This window comes from Nocardioides sp. (assembly GCF_050246775.1).
Taxonomy (GTDB): domain Bacteria; phylum Actinomycetota; class Actinomycetes; order Propionibacteriales; family Nocardioidaceae; genus Nocardioides.
Window position 1 is genome coordinate 1 of sequence record NZ_JBFWVK010000008.1, and the last position, 15,613, is coordinate 15,613.

Sequence of the window (15,613 nt, forward strand, 5' to 3'; positions counted from 1 at the left end):
TCTTGTTCAGGAATCCCGACGAAATCTCGCAGATTTGTGGTGGTGTCGCATGCGCCCGATGAGCAGGAACAACGGCCCACGCAGGAACTCTGGGGCTCAACGAACCCACGGCACTAGGGACATGACCAGCCGGGCCATGCCACTGCCTAGCCGCCTCCTCAGCCGAGTCCGCCGCCTGCGCCGAGCCTCGACTGCGCGCGACGAGCGGGGATCGGCGGGTGTCGAGACCCTCATCATGGCGACCGCCGCACTGAGCATCGTGCTGGTCGTGGTCGCCGCCGGTCGATACGTCGACGGCTCAGCGCAGGCCAACGACGCCGCGTACGCCGCCGCCCGCGCCGCGTCCCTGGAGTCCGGCATGGGCCCGGGCACCATCGCCGGCCGCCAGGCCGCAGAGAAGTCACTCGCCGAGCGCGGCAAGAGTTGCCAGAACCTCACCGTCTCCTTCGCCGGCAGCGACTTCACCTCCGGCGGGCAAGTCGTCGCCGAGGTCACCTGCACCGTCAGCCTCATCGATACCGGCTCCCTCGGCAAGCAGCTGGGCCTGCGCCCGAACACTCAGTTCACCGAGCGCGCCGTCGTGCCGATCGAGACGTACCGGAGCGAGTCGTGACCACGCGAGCACCCGAGAGAGCCGTACGTCGCGCCGTCCTTCGAGCCGCCCGAGTGATCGCGACCGCCAGCGGCCCAGGACCACACGAGAACCGACCGCCCGCACCCGCCCGGCCTGCCGGACGCTTCCGGCGGGCACGCCGCATCCGAGACGAGCGCGGCGCCGCCGCGGTGTGGACGATGATCATCGTCACCACCGCCTTCGTCGCGCTCATGGGTCTGGTCGGTGGAGGAGGCGAGCTCATCAACGAGCGCGTCGAGGCCAAGCGCGCCGCCGAGCAGGCCGCGAGGGCCGGCGCCGACGAGCTGTCCGCCTCGGCCGTGCGCTCGGGCACCGACCAGGTCGACGCCGGCGAGGCCATCGCACGAGCCAACAGCGTGCTTCACCAGGCGGGCTGGTCCGGGTCGGTCCAAGTCCAGGGCAGCCGAGTCGTGGTCACCGCCACCGGCAGCCGCAAACCCCAGTTCCTCAGCCTCATCGGCGTGGGGGCGATCCAGATCAACGAGACCGGCACCGCCGACGCCATCTCCACACCCGACGGCTGAGACGCCGGTCAGAGCACCGAAGCGGCGACAGCGCGGACAACGCGACGCCGACCCGAGAAGGAGGAGCACCATGCTGAAAAGGCTGATACGCGGGGTAGGAGCCCTGATCGTGTTGGTGGCGCTCCTGGTGGGCGCGCCCCTGGTCCTGCTCGCGTGGGTCGGGAACCCGTGGCCGGCCGGCGGCTGGTCCGAGGTCCAACTGCTCACCAACCGGACCATCCTCGGTGCCCTGGCCGTCGTCGGCTGGCTGGCCTGGGCGCAGATGGCCGCGTGCATCCTGATCGAGCTGGCAGGCGCAGTCCGCGGCAAGGCGCCCCAGCGGGTCAGGTTCGCCTCTGGCGGCCAGCAGCAGTTCGCCCGCGTGCTCATCACGTCGGTGATCGCCCTCGGGATCGGCGCCAGCACCGTCGGACCGTCCCTGGCCGCCACCACCGCCGCCACTCCGCAGCCCGAGACCGCGCCGACGACCAGCCACACAGTCGAGCGCCGCGACGCCGGCCAGGTCGCGCCCGGGCCCACCGTCACCATCGACCGCGACACCACGGTCTGGAAGCTCGCCGAGGTCCACCTCGACGACGGCTCGCGGTGGCGTGAGCTCCTCGACCTCAACCGCGGCGAGGCCCTTAGTGACGGCACCGCCCTCACCCAAGCCACCCAGACCATTCCTGCCGGGTCCACGCTCCGCCTCCCCGCCGGCGCACACCTCAACGACGCCCCCACCAACCAGCTCGGCCAGCGCGGCCAGCAGGACCGGCCGGACGGCAGCTACACCGTCAAGCCGAACGACACCCTGTGGGACATCGCCGAGACCAAGCTCGACGACCCCGCCCGCTACATGGAGCTCTACGAGGCCTCCACCGGCACTGTCCAGCCCGGCGGCGAGCACCTCGTCGACCCCGACCACATCGAGGTCGGTTGGAAGATCACCATCCCCGGTGGCGGCACGGCACATGACAGCGGAGACCGAGGCGGCCAGGAGGACCGAGGCGGCCGGGGTGACGGGGCCGACGAGCAGACGCCTGAGACCCCCCACGTCACGCCCGAGGACCAGGGTGAGCAAGGCGAGCAGGGTCAGCAGGGCGGCGAGGCCGGCGCTACCGAGGAGCAGAACCCCAGCGCAGAGACGGCGGGGGACCAGAACGCCGACGAGGCCAACGACGAGAGCGTCCTCGACGCTGGCTGGGTGCTGCCCGGCCTGACCGGTGGGGGAGTGCTACTCGCCGGATCGCTCTACCTCGGCTTGCAGCGTCGGCGCCGGGCACAGTTCGGGGTGCGCCGGCCCGGCCGAGCGATCGCGGCACCGCCGCCCGAGCTGGCGCCGACCGAGATGACGATCAACGCCGCCGGCGGACCCGTGGCAGCCACGGTCGCATTCATGGACGAAGCGCTTCGCCGTCTCGCCGAGCACGCCCGCACCCACCAGGCCGAGATGCCGCCCCTCGCGGCCGTGCAGCTCCGTGAGGATCTGGTGACCCTCCACCTCAGCGGCCCGGCCGACCTGCCCGCTCCCTGGGAGGGGAGCCCGGACCGGCTGCATTGGTCGTGCTCAACAACTGCGGCGGTTGAGGACCTCGGTCCTGACCACGGGTGGGCCGAGGCTCCCTACCCGATGCTCGTCACGATCGGCGTCGACGACCGAGACGACGCGGCCGCGGCGCCGTCGGTCGGCGACAGCGATCACCGCAGCGAGCACCACGGCGACTTGTGGTTGCTCAACTGTGAGGAGCTCGGGACGCTCGAGGTCGTGGGTGACCCGACCCGGGCCGGGGACTTCGCGCGACACCTGGCCGCCCAGCTGGCGGTCAACCCGTGGTCGAAGCAGGTGAACGTCGACTGCGTGGGCATCGCTCAGGAGACCGAGGGTCTGGGCGAGCGCATCCGCTACTACGACGTCGGGTGGGAGGGCGACCGCGCCACCTCGGAGGTCCTCGCCGAGGCGGTGTCGATGGTCGACCGTGCCGACAGTCACGACACCGACGTCAGCACCGGCCGAACCGGCGGCCTCGACGACGACGTGTGGCCCGGCCGGATGCTCGTGGTCACCACCGAAGCAGCCACCGAGGGCGCCGTCGAGGACGCTGTCGACGGCGGTGTGCTGCACGAGCTGCGACACCTGGTCGCCACGCACGTCGGCCGGACGGGAACCTCGATCTTGGTCGCCGCGACCTCGCCGGCCGCGCAGGACCTGGCCGGTGATCGTGTCGTGCTGTCCGGCGAGGGGCAGACGGCGACCACCGTCGTGGAGCTGACCAGCACCGGCCGCGTGCTCCTCCGCGACCAGGGGCTTGATCTGGCGGCGGTCGGATTGACCTGCGAGGAGGCGCACGGCTGTGCGCTGCTCTACGCCCACAGCGAGATCCTCGACGACGTCGAGATCCCCGTCGACGAGGAGGCCACCGAGGGGTGGGAGGCGCTGGTCGACCAGACCGGCGCAGTGCGGCGGGAGCTGACCTTGCCGCGCAGCACGTCGGAGGAGGACCTCGACGAGCCGGCGACGAGCCTGCTGGACGCCGCGGACGAGGAGTACGTGGCAGCCGCACCAGTGGTGGTCGAGGACCTGGACGCGGTCGCGCCGAAGGTGCCGGAGAGCGTGCTGGCTCAGGTGAAGGCAGAGGACCCGGCCCTGGACGCCGACCTGGCCGACTGGTTCGACCCGCACTGCCCGCGCCCCAAGCTCACCCTGCTGGGCCCGGTCGCGGTCCGTACGCACGGCCGCCCCCTGGCTAAGTACAAGGCGTTGTGCACCGAGATCGTCGCCTACCTCGCACTGCGGCCGCGGAACGGCGCGACCCGCGACGAGCTGGCCGAGGCCGTGGGATGGGACGACCCCGCCCGCGTCCGCAAGTACATCGACCTCGTCCGGCACTGGCTGGGCGAGGACCCCGAGACCCACGAGCACTACCTGCCCCACGCCAGCAAGTCGCCCGCGGCCAAGTCCCGCGGGGTGAACGTCTACCAGGTCACCGTGATACCGGGGACTGGCCTCCTCACCGACTGGGACCTGTTCCGCCGCCTACGGGCCCGAGGCACGCACAGCGACCTCCTGCAGGCGCTGGAGCTGGTCACCGGCCGGCCCTTCGACCAGCTGCGTCAAGGAGGCTGGAGCTGGCTGTACCAGGGCGACCCGCACGACCAGCACGCCGCCCACGCCATCGCCGACGTCGCCTTCACCGTCGTCACCCACTGCCTGCACGAAGGGGACCTGGTCCGTGCCCGGGCGGCCACCGAAGTCGCCATCCTGGCGGTCCCGGACGAACAGGTCGTCCAGCTGTGCCAGGTGGCGCTGACCGAGGCCGAGGGCAACAACACCGAAGCCATGCGCATCCTGCTCGAGGACGTCTGCAACCGGTCCGAGGACGGCGACGGACCGCTCGACCTCCCCGAGCGCACCCAGGAGATCATCCGCAACCACCAGTGGATTGCCAGCTAGGGGGACGAGGAGCGGCGTGATGTTCGACGACGGGCCGCTGCGGGACTGGCTACACGACAACGTGCGGGCAGTCCTCGATCAGCACGAGGACATGGACGGCACACCGGTCCCGTCACTCGCCGTCGCGAGCGAGGCCGTCGAGCGCAGCCTGACCCAGCTCGGCATCGACTGGCTCTACAGCTCTGGGCTGGAACGCAAGAACCGGTGGGGTGCCGATGAGAGCAACCGGGCGGTGAGCCAGGTGGTGGGTGTCGCAGAGGCCGTCACTCAAGAGGCAGTCGCCAGACGCTGGCCTGCTCGGTGACGCGTCGGGGCGTCACCGTCCGGCTTGACGGGGTCACACGCCGACGACGTCGACGAGCTGCTCGAGGCCGGCGAAGTCGACCGGGTTGCGGGTGTACAGCCGGGCGCCGTGCGCGTGTGCGGTGGCCGCGATGAGAAGGTCCATCACCCGGCCCCGGGGCCGTCGCCCGGCGTCGACGACGGCCGCCGATAGGCGGCCGTAGCTGGCGGCGACCGCGTCATCGACCGGTAGGGCGTCGAAGCGCTGCTGGAGGATGCTGAGCCGACGCAACCGCTCCGCGCGGACCTCCGTGGTCTTGGCTACCAGGACGCCGAAGTGGAGCTCGGCGAGTGTCACCGCACTGATGGCCAGCACGCCGGGCATCGGGGACAGGCCCTCGTCGATGACCACGCTGGTGTCCAAGATCGCCCGATCAGCCGGCGACCCGCTAGGGCCCAGGTCCGAGGTCACCGACCGGCCCAGGGGTCACGCAGCTCGTCGTCGACGAGCTCTCGGTCCTGCGCCCAGTCCGGGTCGGCGGGACCGTGGAACAGGTCCTCGACCTCCCGCCAGGTCCTCCACCGGGTGGGTCGCACCGGCACCAAGACGGCACTAGGACGTCCGGAGACGGAGATCGTGATCTCCTCGCCCGCCTCGACGCGACGGACGAGCTCAGAGGCGTCCTGTCGCAGCTCACGCAAACCAACGGTCGTCATGAGCTCATAGTAGTAGCACCTGTGCTACCCAGGGCTAGTTCGTTGCGACCGTGTTCGGCGCACCGGGTGAGACGAGCCGAACGCAACCCCTTCCCTGAAGATTCTGCAACTTTCGGGGGGACGCCCTCTGACCTGCGCAAACGCGCGTCCCCCGACTGTGTCCCCCCATCGATTTGAGGTGTCGGGGGGACAACGAGAGGGACACCCGAGAGCCACCTTCCTGCCGTGCAACGACACGACGGAAGGGAGGCCCCGGCATGAGTGTGGGCGACCAGCTTGGACTGGAGGAGAACAGCGAGCTGCTGGACCAGGCGAGACGGATGTGGCCCCGCTGGGTGGCCGCCGACAGCCGCCTGGGAGTCGTCGAGAGGTTCGACGACCTGCGGCCCTGGCTCCCCACGGTGACCCGCGAGGAGGCCGACGAGGTACTCCTCGCCCTGGCGATGCTCGCCGCCCCCGACGGCGGCGACGACATCGCGGCCGCGGCGGCGCTAGCCAAGTGCCTGCTCCCCGGCGCGTGCCGGCTGGCTGGCTGGCTCAGCTCCCTGCCCACCAAGGAGGTCTTCCGCGACAGCCAGCCGATCCAGGCCGGGGCCTGGTGGGCCGTCGAGCGCATCGACGAGCTGGTGGCCTCGCAGCTGTGGATCGAGGTCCGCTCGTTCCCGTGGCGCCGACTGACCAAGGTCGCCTCCAACATCATCGTCAACACCAAGGTCGGGGTCCTGCGGGAGGTCGGCGACTACTTCTACCTCACGCGCGCCGACCGGACCTGGGCGCACACCGACCTGGTCGAGTCCTTCTCCTTCGGCGACCTGCCCAGCGGCGGCAGCGATTGGGCGGACGGCGAGCGGCCTCCCACCGAGCGCGGTGCCAGCGCCCTGGGCCACCAGCCCCACGCGCTCGCGGCACCTGACCCGGCCGAGCCGGACACTTCACCGGCCGAGGAGCTGCTCGAGCTGCTCACCTGGGCGTGCGAGCAGGACGTGATCAGCGAGGCCGACCGGCGCCTGCTGCTGTGCCTGGTGCACGAGGCCGACCGGGTCCAGACCCGCAACCTCGGCCGCGGCTACGGCGGGCTGATCGGCAACGAGCTGTCGATGCGCGTCGCCCCTCAGCTGGGGGTCTCCCAGGCCACCGTCCGGCGCAACGCCTCACGCAGCGTCCGTGCGTTGGCGCAGGCGGCCGGGAGGTTCGGCCATGACGAATGAGCCGAACAAGAAGCCGGCGAGTGATCGCTCCCGCCCCTCCCGCGGACCTAGGCGACTGGAGGTGGTGAAGGACATGACCGACACCCAGCACACCATCGGGATGGACGCGGAGCACGGGCGCTCGGTGCAGGAGATCTCGACCCTGTTCGACATCGCCGGCCGCGAGAGCGAGGTGATCGCCGGCCTCGCGGGCGGGATGGACGACCTGCGAGCCGTCCAGGCCGCCAAGCAGGCGCTGGCCCGGCTCAGCCCGGCCGAGGTCCGCGACGCCCTGGCCTACCGGCGCACCCTGCAGCCCGGGCTGCTGAGCCAGCCCGGCGCCAGGCCCGCGGGGGAGTCGTCATGAGCAGCAGCACCCTGAACCGCGGCAGAGGCCCGACCTCGCGGCCATACGCCCTGGAGGAGGTCCAGGCCGCGGTCCGCGCCCTCCAGGCTGGCGAGTTCCGAGACGCCCGCCCCATCACCCGGGCCGCGTCCCCGGACGGACCTACGGCAGAGCCGCGCACCGCGGGCCGGACTCCGGCGCGGGCCGACGCAGCCGACTGGACAGCTCAGCCGGGGGAGCGGGTCCTTGCGGTGATCGGCACCTCCGGCTCGTGCGGAGCCAGCACCGTGGCTCTCGCCGTGGCGTTGAGCGCCGAGCAACCCGCGCGGGTCGTCGAGTGCTGCTCGGCCAGCGCCTCCGGTCTGGCCGCCGCCACCACCGCCGAGCTCGGCCTGCACCCCACCGGATGGCGGCAGGGCCGGCGCGAGCAGGTCCTCATCGAGCGCGTCTGCGAGGTCCTCGCCGGCGTCGACGAGGTCCCCTCACCCACACCGGCCGCGCACACTACCCAGCTGACCGTCCTGGACATCGGCTGGGAGGTCGGTCAGCTGACGACCACCGACTCTTGGGTCAGCGACGCCGTCACCAGCGCCGACCAGGTCCTCCTGGTCAGCACCGCCACCGTCCCCGGCATGCGCCGACTCGAGGGTGCCCTCGAGCTCCTCGTCAACCACGTCGGCGCAGACGTGACCGACCGGACCTGGGTGGCCGTGGTCGGCCCCCGACGCAAGAAGTGGCCGCGCGGCGTCGAAGGCGCCGGCGGACCGCACGCCCGGCGGGCACTGAACAGCGGGCGCGTCGTCGAGATCCCCGAGGACCGGGGCCTGTCAATCCATGGCCTCGACTCCCGCCCGGTACCGCCGCCCCTGCTCGCCGCTGCCGCGCGCGCACACACCGCCGGCCCGGACGTCGACCACGACGCCCATCACGACGTCGTCGACGAGGCGGGCGCTGACGAGCTCGACCTCTTCGCCGATCACGACCTCACCGACCAGCCGGCCGACCGGTCCGGCTGACACCCACGCAACACCAGTCCGCAACACCACCCGCAACACCACTCCGCGACGCCAGTTCGCGACATCGAAAGGAACCGACCGATGGACCTGATGACCCGCACCACCGTGATGGCCGCCAAGGTGTGCCCGAAGGCACCGCCCGGGGCCGAGGGGCCGACCAACGAGATCACCGGCTACGTGCTCTGGGGGGTGATCATCCTCTTCGGTCTTGCCATCATCATCGGGATCGGTGCGGTGATCGCCGGCCGGATGTTCGCCCTGCCCCACGCCTCGAAGGTCGGCGTGATCTCGCTGGTCGTCGTCTTCGGCTGCGCGATCGCCTACCTGGTCCTGCCCGGGATGCTCAACGGCATCCTCGGCAACGGCTGCATCTGATCGGAGCTCGCCGATGGGTGCCATGCAGTCCAAGAGCACGGGTCGCTCCGGTCAGGAGACCTCGGGCGTCCGCGAGTGGAGTCGCGGGCGCCTGATCACGATCCTGACCGGAGCCGTCGTGGTCGCCGTCGCACTGCTCGTCGGGCTGGGGTACGCCATCTACCTGGCGGTGTCCGGGCTCAACGGCGACGACTCGGCGACCAGCGACGTAGCCACCGGCGAGACCGAACGCTCCACCGTCGCTAGGGGCGCCAGCCACCGCGACGAGATCGCCGCCGAACCGATGCTGAGCGTCCCGCCGGGCGCCGCGTTCCCCGAGGACCCCAACGACCCCGATGCAGGTGGGGGCACCGCCGCCGACCAGGACGCCATCAAGATCCCGACCGGCACCGGCATCAACGGTCCCGGCCTGGTCATGACGGGCTTCCCCCGCACCCCCGAGGGCGCGATCGGGCAGCTCGCTCAGATCGACACCGCGGTGTTGCAGTCGATGAGCCTGCAGACCGCTCACGAGGTCTACGCGAGCTGGGCGTTGCCCGGCGGCGTCGGGGCCGACGACTGGTGGATCACCTCGAGCGTCGAGGCCTTCCTGGGCAGCAGCGAGATGGGCAGCGTCAAGAGCGCCACGGCCTCGGTGGCCGTGGAGCCGGCGGCAGCCCTGGTGAAGGGCACAGACGGGCCCGACTGGGCCACGGTCTGCGTCCTGATGAAGGTCACCGCGACCTACCGCTCCGAGGGCCACGCCGCGTTCGGCCACTGCGAGCGCATGCAGTGGGTCGGGGGTCGCTGGATGCTCGCGCCCGGCGCACCCCCGGCGCCCGCACCGGCCACGTGGCCCGGCACCGAGCTGGCCGTCGAGGCGGGCTGGCGTACCTGGACCACGGACCCGTCGACCGGAGCGCCCGGCGAGCACGGCGAGGACCACAGCGACGAGCAAGGAGGAGCACACTCATGAGCAGCCGCAGCACATCCACCATCCCCACCCCGGCGGGCAACATCGCCCGCGTCGCCGTCCTGGTGGTCATCGCCATCGTGGCCGCGAGCGCGGTCTGGCTCGGCACCCGCGGAGACGACGAAGCCGCAGATCGCGACGCCGGAACGGGAACCGCGGCCGGCACCCCAGGTGAGTCGGTAGGGGACTCTTCGGGTGGCTCCGCAGGTGGCTCGGGCAGTGAGCAGCTGGCACCGGAGAGCGCCGCGGCCGCACCGGACGACGGTGTCGCCCTGCCGACCGGGTCGAGCCAGACCGACGGCTACCCGACCGGGTTCCCCTACACCGACCTCGGTGCGGTGGCGCTGCAGGTGGAGCTGGCCAAGGCGCAGGTCGGGTTCGACTACGACCAGGCCGCCACGGTGGCCCAGCTGTACGCCGACCCCGCCGACCAGGCCGTCTTCGAGCAGCGCTCCCACGACGCGGTAGCACTGCGACGCGAGCAGGCGGGAGTGCCGGCCGAGGGCCAGGTGCCCGCACCCGCCTCGTACGCGGTCACCCCGATGGCCTACACGCTCACCGAGCTCGACACCGACTACTACGTGGTCAACCTGCTGAGCTACGTCACGCTGACCAGCGTCGATGGCGAGGCCCGTGACGGTCTCTACGCCGGCACCCAGCTGGTGCGCTGGGTGGCCGACCCCGACGCCGACAACGGCGGTGACTGGAAGGTCGTCGAGGGCAGCACCACCGACCTCGAGAACCTCGTCGCGCAGGGGCAGCCCAAGGCCGTCGCGCCGGAGACCAAGGAGTTCCAGGACGCCGGCTGGATCATGATCGACCCCACCGGCGGCACCTCCTCGGCCGAGGCCGGTGAGTCGTCGTGACCAGCGAGCTCCTCGCGCGCCTGCGCGGCCTGCGCCGGGCTGGCGCCCTGGCCCTGTTCGCCGGACTCCTGGTGGGCCTGTTGAGCGGGCTCATGGGCCCCGCCGCGGCAATCGAGCCGGCCGCGGCCGCGCCGGCCACCGGCGCAGCCACCAGCAGCAGCTCCATCAGCTCCAGCAACACGGTGGTCGCGCTCGACACCCGGCTCGTCGCCGCCCCCGGACTAAAGCAGGGCTGCCCCGGCCCCGACGCGCTGTGCGACCTCGGCGGCGACGTCCTGGACTGCGCCGGCAGTCCCGTCGACTGCGGTAAGGACGCCGCCGGCGAGGTCAAGGATGGCGTCGAGAACGGCGTCGACGCCGTCAGCGGCGTGGCAGAGAACCTGCCCGGCATCCCGGGCCTCGGCGGGTGCGGCGTCCTCGACGCGGTCTGCGACGTCGCCAGTGGTGGGCTGCCCGGCATCCCGGGAATCCCGGGCATCCCCGGACTGCCCGACGTCGGTGACATCTTCGGCGGCGGGTTCCCTGGCCTGGGCGACATCCCTAACCCCATGGCCGAGCTCGGCGACATCATCGCCAAGGCGGCCGCGGATGCCTGGACCGCCGCGATGCTGGCCATCTGGAACTCCGGGCTGTTCGTGCTGCGGATCGTGCTGACCTACTCCGAGCTGTTCCTCACCCCGGACCTGCGCGGCGACGGCCCCGGCAAGGACGTCTACAGCTTCGCGCTGTGGCTGGCCCTCGCGATGGTGGTGCTCCTGACCGTCATCCAACTCGGAGCCGCCGCCTTCAAACGGGAGGGCAAGGGCCTCGCGCGAGCACTGATCGGCGCGGGCCAGTTCGTCGTGGTGTGCGCCACCTGGTTCGGCTACTGCGTGACGATCGTCGCCGCCTGCGGTGCCCTCAGCAGAGCGCTGATGAAGGCGCTGCTCAACGTCAACACCTGGCCGGAATGGGAGCCGCTCGGCGGGCTCGGCAGCGAAGACATCGCCGACGCCACCGTGGCGACGGTGCTGGCCTTCCTCGGCATCTTCTTGTGGCTGGCCGCCATCGGACACATCCTGGTCTACCTGGCCCGCGCCGCCTCGTTGCTCGTGCTGACCGCGACCGGCCCCATCTCAGCGGCCGGCCTGGTCTCCGACTTCACCCGCTCGTGGTTCTGGAAGAGCCTGCGCTGGTTCCACGCCGCCGCGTTCACCCCGGTCCTGATGATCATGGTGCTCGGCATCGGCGTACAGATGTCGAACGGCGTCGCCGCCCACCTCTCCGACGGCACCCAGAAGGCGATCGGCACCGCACTCCCCGCGGTGATGCTCATCCTGGTCAGCGTCGTCGCCCCGCTGGCGCTGTTCAAGCTGCTTGCCTTCGTCGACCCCGGCACCCCCAGCGGTGCCTCGTTCCGCCAGGGCATGGCGGTCCAGGGAGGCATCCAGGGACTGCTCTCCGGTGGCGGGGGTGCCGGCGGCGGGTCCTCGGCCGCGTCCTCGGCCGACTCCAGCGGCCGCTCGGCCGGCGAGCAGAACGCCGAGGGCTCCACCGGCGACCGGTTCAATCAGTCCGCCCAGGGGTTCCTCGGCAGCCTCGGGGCCGGGGGCCAGGCGATGGCCAAGGGCATGGGGATGATCAGCAGCGCCGGCGCCAAGGCCACCTCCCTGATGGCCGACGAGACCAACCAGGCCGGCGTCGGGCAGAACACCTACGGACCCGACTTCAGCGGCGCCCGCAGCAACAACCAGAACAACAGCCAGTCCAGCGACCAGTCCGGCAACGACTCGGGCGGCCAGTCGGGTGGGCAGGGCGGAAACCAGCCCGGCGGACCGGGCCAGGGCCCCGGGGGAGGCCAGGACGGTGCCGGCTGCTCGTCGGGTGGCAACGGTGACGGCGGCGGGTCGCCGACTCCACCGACTCCGTCGGTCACCCCGGCGAACCTCCCCGTGGGCGCACCCAGCGGCGGCAGCGGAGGCGGTGGCGGTGGCGGTGGCGTCACCGGCGGCGGTGGCGGTGCTCCCAAGCCGCCGGGAGGTGCCGGCGGTGCCGGGGGAGCGGGAGGTGCCGGCGGAGCAGGTGGAGCGGCAGGTGGCGCCGCGGCCGTCCCGCCCGTCGCCTAGCCCAGCCATGGCACCTACTCGCACGCCTCACCTCCGCGTTAGCGCCACCAGGTCATCTGCCGGCCCGCTCGGGTCGACCAGCCAGGAAGGAAACCACCGACCATGACGACGTACGCCGACTACCAGCGAGACCGCATCGGTTGGTTCTTCGGGCTCTCCGGCGGCCAGCTGCTGCTGCTGGCGCTAACCAGCCTCCCGGCCTTCTGGGCCATCAGCCGGGGTGCGTGGTTCTCCGCGCTGCTGTTCGCCGGCATCTGGGTGATGGTGCTCGCCGTCACCGTCGTCCCCGTCCGCGGCCGCTCGGCCACGGGCTGGATGATCGCCTCGATCGCCTACGCCTTCGGCGGGCTGCTCGGCTGGACCTCGTTCCGAGCCAAGGCCACCCGCGGCCGGGCCGAGGACCTCGAGACCCCCGACCTGCCCGGGGTGCTGCAGGGCATCCAGATCCACGACGGCCCGCCCCACGGTTCGCAGCTGCAGCGGGTCGCGGTGGTCCAGGACCACTCCACCCGCACCTGGTCGGTCACCGCCGCGGTGGTGCACCCCGGGATCGGCATGCAGGACGGCGACGAGCGCACCCGCTACGGCGAGGCGCTCGCCGGCCTGATCGACGTCGCGGGCCGAACCGAGAAGATCGACGAGATCCTCTTCGTGGTCCGCACCGTGCCCGAGGACGGCGCCGAGCGGGAGCTGTGGGTCACCAAGCACCGTCGGCCCGGCGCCCCCGAGCTCGCCGAGCGCGTCAACGCCGACCTGGCCCGCGGCCTGACCCAGGCGTCGGTGCGAACCGAGGTGTTCGTGACCCTCGTCGTGCCGGAGGCCCGCATCGCCCGCTCGGCCAAGGAGTCCGGCGGGGGACTGGAGGGCAGGTGCCGCGAGCTGTACCTGCTGCTCGGCGAGATCGAGGCGCAGCTGCGTGGCCCGCTGGGGATGACCTCGGTGCGGTGGCTGACCTCACCGGAGCTGGCTCTGGCCTGCCGCACCGGCTTCGCGCCCGGCGACCGGGCTGGCATCGTCGAGGCGCTCTCGATGCGCGAGAAGGACCCGAGCGTGGCCGCCGACGTCCCCTGGGCGATGGCGGGCCCGTCGGGTGCCGACGCCACGGTGCGCCACTACAGCCACGACGCGTGGAACTCGATCAGCTCTACCATCAAGCTCCCGACCCGCGGCGCGGTGATGGGAGCCCTGGCGCCCATCCTGACCCCCAGCGAGGCCGGCGAGCGGCGCAGCTTCGTGGTCGCCTACCCGATCGTCTCGCAGTCCAAGGCCGACCGGCAGAGCGGCAACGCCGAGTGGGCCGCCGACATCGCCGAGGGCATGAACGAGCGACTGGGCCGCAAGACCCGCGCCAAGCAACGCGACGACGCCAGCAAGGCCCGCGGTCTGGACATGAAGCTGGCCCGCGGCAACGCACTCACCCGTCCGTACGCGGTGTGCACCGTGACCGTCCCCAAGACCTCCCGGATCAGCGAGTTCGGCCGCCGCCTCGACGCCTCGATCCGCCGCGCCGGGTTCGCCCCGCTGCGCCTGGACCTCGCCCAAGACGTCGGATTCGCCGCCTCCACGGTGCCGCTCGGCATCAGCCTGACCCGGGCGGGAGACGCCTGATGAGCAACAACACGATGCGTCGCCGCGGTGGACGTAGGGGTGGCCGCGACATGGCCGCGCTGCTCTCCGACTTCGGCCACGACCTGCCCACCGTCCCCACGCCGGCACCGCAGGCCAAGGAGGCCCGGCTATTCCGACACACCCCGCGCCGAGGCGCCGCCCGCCCCGGCCGAGGGTGGGCGGCCGCCAAGGCCACCGCGATGGCCTACCGGATGACCAGCGACCAAGCCCCGGTGTTCTGGCCCTTCATCTCCGCCCCGGCCCTGCCGCCCACCGGCGCCCAGATGGGCATCGACCAGCTCTCCGGCGGCTCGTTCTACTTCGACCCCTTCGGCTGGGTCCTCGACGACGCCGTGCCGGTGACCAACCCCAACGTCTTCTTCTTCGCCAAGCCCGGACTCGGCAAGTCCGCGACCACCAAGGCGTTCTGCCTGCGGATGATGCCGTTCGGCTACAAGGTGCTCATCCTGGGCGACCCCAAGGACGAGTACGAGCGGCTGTGCCGCGCCTTCGGCGTCGAGCCCTTCGCGATCGGCCCCGGCATGCGCACCCGGATCAACCCGCTCGCCATGGGGCCGCTGGGCCAGGGCTGGGAGAACCTCTCAGCCGAGGAGGCCCAACGACGCGCCACCATCATCTTCGGCCGCTGGCTCACCCTGGTCCGCGGCCTGGTCGGGTCGATGCGCATCGGCACCAACCACGTCCCCTTCGGCCCCACCGACGCCGACGTGGTCCACACCGCACTGGAGCACCTCACCGGCTACAGCGAGGGCAGCTCGGTGCTGCGCGAGACCACCATCCCCGAGCTGTGGCACCTGCTGCACAACCCCACCGAGGACCTCGTCGAGCGCTCCCGCTACGCCACCCGCCAGCAGTTCCTCGACGAGACCCGGCTGCTGCGCGACGCGCTCGGCCAGCTCGTCAAGGGCGCACTCGCAGGCCTGTTCGACGCCCCCACCAACATCGAGGTCGACTGGTCCGCACCGATCCAGTCGCTGTCCCTGTCGCGACTCGACGACCTCGGCGACGAGGCGGTGGGCATCGCGCTCCTGGCGCTCAACTCCTGGGGCCGCGGCATGCGCGAGACCGCCGACGCCGGCGACCTGCGCATCGTCGTGCGCGACGAGTCCTGGCGCCAGCTCCGGCTGGGCCCGGACGCGGTCAAGAGCTTCGACGCCGACCTGCGGCTGAGCCGCGGCATGGCCGGCCGTGGTGGCGACATCCAGTTCGCGATCGCCCACAAGCCCTCCGACCTCCTCGCCGCCGGCGACGTCGGCTCCCAGGCCGCCACCATCGCCAAGGACCTCCTCGACCTCGCCGACGTCAAGATCCTCGGCGGGCAAAACCCCAAGGTCGCCCGCGAGCTCGACTCCATGCTCGGCCTTGGACCCATCGCCCAGGACCTCGTCACCGGCTGGGCCCGGCAGGACAAGGGCCGCGCCCTGTGGTCGGTGGGGGAGTCGACCTACAAGGTCCAGACCGTGCTGCACCCGCTCGAGAAGCAGCTCACCTGGACCAACGAGGCCATCGAGACAGCTCGTTAGAGCTGGCTGATCTGAGGTCGAGACTTC

At 71.7% G+C, this 15,613-nt stretch carries 15 protein-coding genes; 13 read left to right on the forward strand and 2 right to left on the reverse strand.

Annotation, left to right across the window (positions count from 1 at the left end; translation table 11 throughout):
- Window positions 1–136: 136 nt before the first annotated feature.
- From AB7I40_RS22195 to AB7I40_RS22210, 4 genes are all read left to right on the forward strand, one after another.
- Entirely contained in the window at window positions 137–613 is a 477-nt protein-coding gene (locus AB7I40_RS22195; RefSeq protein WP_428347588.1) for a TadE/TadG family type IV pilus assembly protein, read from the forward strand.
- Window positions 610–1,158 (forward strand): pilus assembly protein TadG-related protein, encoded by a 549-nt coding sequence (locus tag AB7I40_RS22200; protein ID WP_428347587.1) that lies wholly within the window; start codon window positions 610–612, stop codon window positions 1,156–1,158. Before AB7I40_RS22195 ends, AB7I40_RS22200 begins: the two co-directional genes overlap by 4 nt.
- Before the next feature lie 70 nt (window positions 1,159–1,228).
- Window positions 1,229–4,588: a LysM peptidoglycan-binding domain-containing protein gene (locus AB7I40_RS22205; protein ID WP_428347586.1), complete on the forward strand. Its 3,360-nt coding sequence runs from the start codon at window positions 1,229–1,231 to the stop codon at window positions 4,586–4,588.
- Window positions 4,589–4,607: 19 nt separating this feature from the next.
- A complete protein-coding gene (locus AB7I40_RS22210; RefSeq protein ID WP_428347585.1) occupies window positions 4,608–4,892 on the forward strand; it encodes a hypothetical protein in 285 nt (94 codons plus the stop codon).
- Window positions 4,893–4,925: 33 nt separating this feature from the next.
- On the opposite strand, the gene AB7I40_RS22215 is transcribed toward AB7I40_RS22210, so the two are convergent.
- Window positions 4,926–5,294: a type II toxin-antitoxin system VapC family toxin gene (locus AB7I40_RS22215; protein ID WP_428347584.1), complete on the reverse strand. Its 369-nt coding sequence runs from the start codon at window positions 5,292–5,294 to the stop codon at window positions 4,926–4,928.
- Window positions 5,295–5,338: 44 nt separating this feature from the next.
- A complete protein-coding gene (locus AB7I40_RS22220) occupies window positions 5,339–5,587 on the reverse strand; it encodes a type II toxin-antitoxin system Phd/YefM family antitoxin (protein ID WP_428347583.1) in 249 nt (82 codons plus the stop codon).
- 257 nt (window positions 5,588–5,844) lie between these two features.
- Between AB7I40_RS22220 and AB7I40_RS22225 the strand changes: the two genes are divergently transcribed.
- From AB7I40_RS22225 to AB7I40_RS22265, 9 genes are all read left to right on the forward strand, one after another.
- Window positions 5,845–6,795 (forward strand): hypothetical protein, encoded by a 951-nt coding sequence (locus AB7I40_RS22225; RefSeq protein WP_428347582.1) that lies wholly within the window; start codon window positions 5,845–5,847, stop codon window positions 6,793–6,795.
- Window positions 6,785–7,141 (forward strand): hypothetical protein, encoded by a 357-nt coding sequence (locus AB7I40_RS22230; protein ID WP_428347581.1) that lies wholly within the window; start codon window positions 6,785–6,787, stop codon window positions 7,139–7,141. The genes AB7I40_RS22225 and AB7I40_RS22230 overlap by 11 nt, the downstream gene beginning before the upstream one ends.
- Complete coding sequence (locus tag AB7I40_RS22235) at window positions 7,138–8,136, forward strand: hypothetical protein (RefSeq protein ID WP_428347580.1); 999 nt, start codon at window positions 7,138–7,140, stop codon at window positions 8,134–8,136. The genes AB7I40_RS22230 and AB7I40_RS22235 overlap by 4 nt, the downstream gene beginning before the upstream one ends.
- 81 nt (window positions 8,137–8,217) lie before the next feature.
- Window positions 8,218–8,511 (forward strand): hypothetical protein, encoded by a 294-nt coding sequence (locus tag AB7I40_RS22240; RefSeq protein WP_296213832.1) that lies wholly within the window; start codon window positions 8,218–8,220, stop codon window positions 8,509–8,511.
- Window positions 8,512–8,524: 13 nt separating this feature from the next.
- Window positions 8,525–9,466 carry a hypothetical protein gene (locus AB7I40_RS22245; RefSeq protein WP_428347579.1) on the forward strand — a complete coding sequence of 314 codons (942 nt, stop codon included), beginning with the start codon at window positions 8,525–8,527 and terminating at the stop codon, window positions 9,464–9,466.
- Window positions 9,463–10,329 (forward strand): hypothetical protein, encoded by an 867-nt coding sequence (locus AB7I40_RS22250; protein ID WP_428347578.1) that lies wholly within the window; start codon window positions 9,463–9,465, stop codon window positions 10,327–10,329. The genes AB7I40_RS22245 and AB7I40_RS22250 overlap by 4 nt, the downstream gene beginning before the upstream one ends.
- The gene (locus AB7I40_RS22255) at window positions 10,326–12,434 is read left to right on the forward strand and encodes a type IV secretion system protein (RefSeq protein ID WP_428347577.1); all 2,109 of its coding nucleotides are present in this window, start codon (window positions 10,326–10,328) and stop codon (window positions 12,432–12,434) included. Before AB7I40_RS22250 ends, AB7I40_RS22255 begins: the two co-directional genes overlap by 4 nt.
- A gap of 102 nt (window positions 12,435–12,536) precedes the next feature.
- Window positions 12,537–14,042 (forward strand): SCO6880 family protein, encoded by a 1,506-nt coding sequence (locus tag AB7I40_RS22260; protein ID WP_428347576.1) that lies wholly within the window; start codon window positions 12,537–12,539, stop codon window positions 14,040–14,042.
- Window positions 14,042–15,586, forward strand: a complete 1,545-nt coding sequence (locus tag AB7I40_RS22265; RefSeq protein WP_428347575.1) for an ATP-binding protein — start codon at window positions 14,042–14,044, stop codon at window positions 15,584–15,586. The genes AB7I40_RS22260 and AB7I40_RS22265 overlap by 1 nt, the downstream gene beginning before the upstream one ends.
- Window positions 15,587–15,613 lie beyond the last annotated feature (27 nt).